Annotated in this window: 5 protein-coding genes and 1 pseudogene; 4 read left to right on the plus strand and 2 right to left on the minus strand. The window is 74.4% G+C overall.

Annotated elements, in window-relative coordinates:
• Positions 1 to 113: 113 nt before the first annotated feature.
• Positions 114 to 806: a septum formation initiator family protein gene (locus ACFV5N_RS24180; RefSeq protein WP_385603601.1), complete on the minus strand. Its 693-nt coding sequence runs from the start codon at positions 804 to 806 to the stop codon at positions 114 to 116.
• Positions 803 to 1,780: a 16S rRNA (cytosine(1402)-N(4))-methyltransferase RsmH gene (gene rsmH, locus ACFV5N_RS24185; RefSeq protein ID WP_385603604.1), complete on the minus strand. Its 978-nt coding sequence runs from the start codon at positions 1,778 to 1,780 to the stop codon at positions 803 to 805. The genes ACFV5N_RS24180 and rsmH overlap by 4 nt, the downstream gene beginning before the upstream one ends.
• A 272-nt stretch (positions 1,781 to 2,052) precedes the next feature.
• Here rsmH and ACFV5N_RS24190 point away from each other — a divergent pair, with 272 nt between their 5' ends.
• From ACFV5N_RS24190 to ACFV5N_RS24205, 4 genes and pseudogenes are all read left to right on the plus strand, one after another.
• The gene (locus tag ACFV5N_RS24190) at positions 2,053 to 2,568 is read left to right on the plus strand and encodes a beta-class carbonic anhydrase (protein WP_385603606.1); all 516 of its coding nucleotides are present in this window, start codon (positions 2,053 to 2,055) and stop codon (positions 2,566 to 2,568) included.
• Positions 2,569 to 2,702: 134 nt separating this feature from the next.
• On the plus strand, positions 2,703 to 3,695 hold the full coding sequence (locus tag ACFV5N_RS24195; RefSeq protein ID WP_385603608.1) for an AAA family ATPase: 993 nt from the start codon (positions 2,703 to 2,705) through the stop codon (positions 3,693 to 3,695).
• A complete protein-coding gene (locus ACFV5N_RS24200; RefSeq protein ID WP_385603610.1) occupies positions 3,695 to 5,023 on the plus strand; it encodes a DUF58 domain-containing protein in 1,329 nt (442 codons plus the stop codon). Before ACFV5N_RS24195 ends, ACFV5N_RS24200 begins: the two co-directional genes overlap by 1 nt.
• 11 nt (positions 5,024 to 5,034) lie before the next feature.
• A pseudogene (locus ACFV5N_RS24205) lies at positions 5,035 to 5,340 on the plus strand (transglutaminase); the annotation flags it as partial.

The following is a 5,340-nucleotide window of genomic DNA, read 5'->3' on the forward strand; positions in this document are numbered from 1 at the left end:
TGGGGGGGGGGGGGGGGGGGGGGCCCGCCCGGGGGGGGGGGGGGGGGGGGGGGGGGGGGGGGGGGGGCCCCCCGGGCCCGGGGTGCCGCCGCCGCGTCCTCGGTCGGATCCGCTCACGGGTTCGCCTCCTCGTCCGGGTCCGGGTCGGGGGCCGCCGGGCCGGTGCCGGTGGCGGCGTCGGCGGGCTCGCCGCCGTCGGGGCCCGCGGTCGTGGCGTCCGGCGGGTCCTGCGCGCCCGCCCCGGTGCCGGCGGTCCCGGTGGTGGTCCCGTCGGCCGGGTCGGGCTCCTCGGTCTGCTCCTGGTCGTCCTGGGGGTCCTGGTCGTCCTGGGGGTCCTGGGGGTCCTGGGGGTCCTGCTCGCCGTCCTGCTCGTCCGGCTGCCCGGCGGCGTCCTCCGGGGTGGAGGACTCCTCGTCGGCCGGTGGCGGTTCCGGGGCCGGGGCGGGCTCACCGCGCACGGTGCCGTCCCGGTCGAGGAAGGCGGGGGGTCCGGCGGGCACCAGTCCGAGGTCGCGGGCGCGTTCGGCGAGCGCGCCGGGGGCGGAGAAGGCGTCCACCTCGGCCTGGAGCGCCTGCTGTTCGTCGGTGAGTTCCTGGGTCTGGCGGCGCAGCTCGCTCAGTTCGAAGGAGCCCTGGTTGAGCGAGGCGTTCAGGAGCAGCAGGCCCAGCATCCCGGTGCCCAGCAGCAGGACGATCAGCAGCACGAACGGCGTACGGGCGGCGGCGGAGCCGCGCCCGGCCGGTACCAGCCCCGTGAGCCGGGCGATCCGGGTCTGCGGGCCCGGCTCGCGCCGTTTCGGGCTCACCGCACCCGCTCCCTGACCCGTTCGGCGGCACGCAGCCGGGCCGGGGCGGCCCGCTTGTTGTCGGCGATCTCCTCGTCGGTGGGGAGTTCGGCGCCGCGGGTGAGGAGGGCGAGCCGGGGCTGGTACTCCTCGGGGACGATCGGCAGCCCGGCCGGTGCGGTGCTGCGGGCGCCTTCCGCCAGGACCCGCTTGACCAGCCGGTCCTCCAGGGAGTGGTAGGAGAGCACCGCGATCCGGCCGCCCACCGCGAGGGCGTCGACGGCGGCGGGCAGCGCGCGTTCCAGGACGGCGAGTTCCCCGTTGACCTCGATGCGCAGCGCCTGGAAGGTGCGCTTGGCGGGGTTGCCCCCGGTGCGCTTGGCGGCCTGCGGGAGGGCGTCGCGGATGAGGGTGACCAGGCGGGCGCTGGAGGTCAGCGGCTGCCGGGCGCGTTCGGCGACGACGGCCTCGACGATCTTCGGCGCGAACTTCTCCTCGCCGTAGGCGCGCAGGATGCGGACGAGTTCACCGGGCGGATAGGTGTTCAGGACGTCGGCGGCGCTGAGTCCCGTGGTCTGGTCCATGCGCATGTCGAGCGGGGCGTCCTGGGCGTAGGCGAAGCCGCGGTCGGCCTCGTCCAGCTGCATGGACGACACACCCAGGTCGAACAGGATTCCGGCGACCCGGGGGGTGCCGAGCCGGTCCAGGACGGCGGGGAGTTCGTCGTACACCGCGTGCACGAGGGTGGCGCGGTCCCCGTACGGGGCGAGCCGGGCGCCGGCCAGTTCCAGGGCGCTGGTGTCGCGGTCCAGGCCGATGAGGCGGGCCTCGGGGAAGGCGCCGAGCAGGGCCTCGCTGTGGCCGCCGAGGCCGAGGGTGCAGTCCACGACGGTGGCGCCCGGCTCCTGGAGGGCGGGGGCGAGCAGGTCGAGGCAGCGCTGGAGCATGACCGGGCGGTGCCGGGTGTGCGGGGGCCGGTCGTTGCTGGTCGTCATGCGCCTTCCGAAGGGAGGTGGGGCGGGTGCGGTACCACTCCGGGCAGGCCCGGACCCGCCTGCCCGCCTCCCGGTGCGCGTCACACTAGTCCACACCCCGGGCGGGTCAATCATTGAGGTTCGGAGTGTGCGCGTGTTGCCGCGGCGGGCTTCCGCCGGGGGTGACACCGGTCACGGCCGGGGGCCGGATGCGGGTGTTTCCGCGCTGTCGCCCGATCTCACCGGAGGGGCTCCGGTACCCGTGAGGAGGCCGGGCGTAATACCGTCGGGTCATGCCAAAATCGGTCACAGATGAATTGGTCTCGGCCAATCAGCAGTACGCCAAGACGTTCACCGATCCCGGAATGGACGCGCGTCCCGTGCGCAAGGTGGCCATTGTCGCCTGCATGGACGCCCGGCTCGACCTGCACGCCGCGCTCGGCCTGGAGCTGGGCGACTGTCACACGATCCGCAACGCCGGCGGTGTGGTCACCGAGGACATCATCCGGTCGCTGACCATCTCTCAGCGCGGACTCGGCACCCGATCGGTCGTCCTCATCCACCACACCGGCTGCGGCCTGCTCCAGCTCACCGAGGACTTCCGGCACGAACTGGAGCTGGAGGTCGGGCAGAAGCCCAGCTGGGCCGTCGAGTCGTTCACCGATCTGGACCAGGACGTCCGCCAGTCGATGACACGTGTGCGCACCTCGCCCTTCCTCTTGCACACTGATGACGTACGCGGATTCGTGTTCGACGTGACGTCGGGTCTGCTCCGCGAGATCGACCCCGAGGACCCCGACGACCGGTAACGGCCGCGACCGGGGGTGTGAAGAATGTCTGCCGGAGGGCAACCTCCCGGCGCATTCCGGGTGTCGCCGTATCGGGCAGCGTCCGCGCCGTCCAAGGTGGGGACGAGACAGCAGTGCAGGCCGAGGAGGGCCGGTTGACGACCTATGAGGAGCAGACGAAGCTCACCGATCTGAGCACCACGGCGGAGCAGGTGCGCCGCGCCGTGGAGAGCGTGATCGAGGGCAAGCCGGAGGTCGTGCGCATCTCCTTGACCGTGCTTCTGGCCGAGGGGCACCTGCTCCTGGAGGACGTGCCCGGCGTGGGCAAGACGATGCTGGCCAAGTCGCTGGCCCGCGCGATCGACTGCACGGTGCAGCGGGTCCAGTTCACACCGGACCTGCTGCCCTCCGACATCACCGGGATCAGCGTCTTCGACCAGCAGCGCAAGGAGTTCGAGTTCAAGCCGGGCGCGGTGTTCGCCCAGATCGTCATCGGTGACGAGATCAACCGCGCCTCGCCCAAGACCCAGTCGGCCCTGCTGGAGGCGATGGAGGAGCGCCAGGTCACCGCGGACGGCCGCACCTATCCGCTGCCCGACCCGTTCATGGTGATCGCCACCCAGAACCCGGTGGAGATGGAGGGCACCTACCCGCTCCCGGAGGCGCAGCGGGACCGGTTCATGGCCCGGGTCTCGGTCGGCTACCCCGACCCCGAGGCCGAGATGCGGATGCTCCGGACGCACGGCGGCTACTCCCCGCTGGACGGCCTCCAGCCGGTGGCCACCGCCCAGGACGTCGTCAAGCTGATCGAGGCGGTGCGGGAGATCCACGTGTCGGACGCGGTGCGCAAGTACGCGGTCGATCTGGTGGTCGCCACCCGCACCCACCCCGAACTGCGGCTCGGCGCCTCGCCCCGGGCCACCCTGCAGCTGCTGCGGGCGGCCAAGGCGTCCGCCGCGCTCGGCGGGCGCGGCTACGTGCTGCCCGACGACGTCCAGGCGCTGGCCGTCCCGGTGCTGGCGCACCGGCTGCTGCCCACCGCGCAGGCGCAGCTGAACCGGCGCACCGCCGAGCAGATCGTCGGCGAGATCCTGCACCGCACCCCGGTGTCCTCTCCGTACGGCGCCCCGCAGCACCGGGGCTACTGATGCCCGCCGGGGACGACGACCGGCGCGGGACGGTACGGGCGGCCTTCGGCGGGCTGACCACGCGCGGGCGGTCGTTCGTGGCCGCCGGTGCCGCCGCCTCGGTGTGCGCCTATCTGCTGGGCCAGCCCGACCTGCTGCGGGTGGGCGCGCTGCTGGTGGCGCTGCCGGTGGTCAGCGTGCTGGTGCTGTATCTGACCCGCAGCCGGGTGACGGCGGCCCGCCGGCTGTCGCCCGCCCGGGTGCCGGCCGGCGGGGAGTCCCGGGTGCACCTGCGGGTGGACAACGCCTTCCGGCTGCCCAGCGGTCAGCTGATGCTCCAGGACCGGGTGCCGTACGTGCTCGGCCCCCGGCCCCGGTTCGTCCTGGACCGGATCGAGCCGGGCGGGCAGCGCGAGGTCAGCTACCGGGTGCGCTCCGACCAGCGCGGGCGCTATCCGCTGGGGCCGCTGGAGCTGCGGCTGGCCGATCCGTTCGGCATGGTCGAACTGCACCGCTCCTTCGACGCGTACGACGTGATGACCGTCCTGCCGCACATCGAGACGCTGCCGCCCGTGCGGCTCGGCGGCGACGCCGGCGGGCAGGGCGAGAGCGGGCAGCGCTCGCTCGCGGTGACCGGCGAGGAGGACGTGATCCCCCGGGACTACCGGCACGGTGACGATCTGCGGCGGGTGCACTGGCGGTCCACCGCGCACCGGGGCCAGCTCATGGTGCGCCGCGAGGAGCAGCCGCCGCGCTCCCGGTGCACGGTGCTGCTGGACACCCGGCGCTCCGGCTACGCGGGCTCCGGGCCGCATGCGCCGTTCGAGCGGGCCGTCTCGGGGGCCGCCTCGGTGATCACGCATCTGGCCGAACGCGGCTACCAGGTGCGGCTGGTCACCGACCGCGGGCAGGCGCTGCCGGGCCCGGGGCACGGGGCGGACAGCGCCGAGACGACGGGGCTGATGCTGGACGCGCTGGCCGTCCTCGACCACTCGCCGCTGCCGGGGCCGCTGGATCTGGTGACGGACACCCAGCGGATGACGGCTCCGACCAGTGGCCTGGAGGGCGCCCTGACGGCGCTGGCCGGCGGGGACGGCGGGCTGCTGATCGCGTTCCTGGGCGCCCCGGACCTGGCGGGGCTCGACCAGCTGGCGCGGCTGCGGCAGCGGGCGGCGGACGGGATCGCCTTCGTGGCGGCGGGCCAGCTGGATCCGGGGGTGGAGGCCGGGACGCTCGGCCGGCTGCGGGAGAGCGGCTGGACCGCGCTGCCGCTGCACCCGGGGGTGCCGCTGGCGCAGGTGTGGCAGCAGGCCGGTGGGGAACGAGCGGCTTCGTACAGGGGGCGGTGAGCGTGGTGGAGATGAGGCCGAGGGTCGCCGCGGCGGCGTGGCTGGCCACGATGGGCGCGGCGGCGGCGCTGCTGCCGCTGGTCCGGGAGAGCGGCTGGCTGGTGCAGGCGGGGCTGCTGCTCGCGGTGCTGACCGGCACCGGGATGGCGGCGCGGCGGTTCGGTGCGCCGTCGCCCGTGGTGGTGGCGGCCCAGGCGGTGGTCGCGCTGCTGATGCTGACGGTGACCACGGTCCCGCAGTACGCGGTGGGCGGGCTGCTGCCGGGGCCCGACGCGTTCAGCCGGCTCGGTGAGCTGCTGTCGGCGGGCACCGAGGAC

Source organism: Streptomyces sp. NPDC059853, assembly GCF_042731495.1.
In the GTDB taxonomy this organism is placed as follows: Bacteria; Actinomycetota; Actinomycetes; order Streptomycetales; family Streptomycetaceae; genus Streptomyces.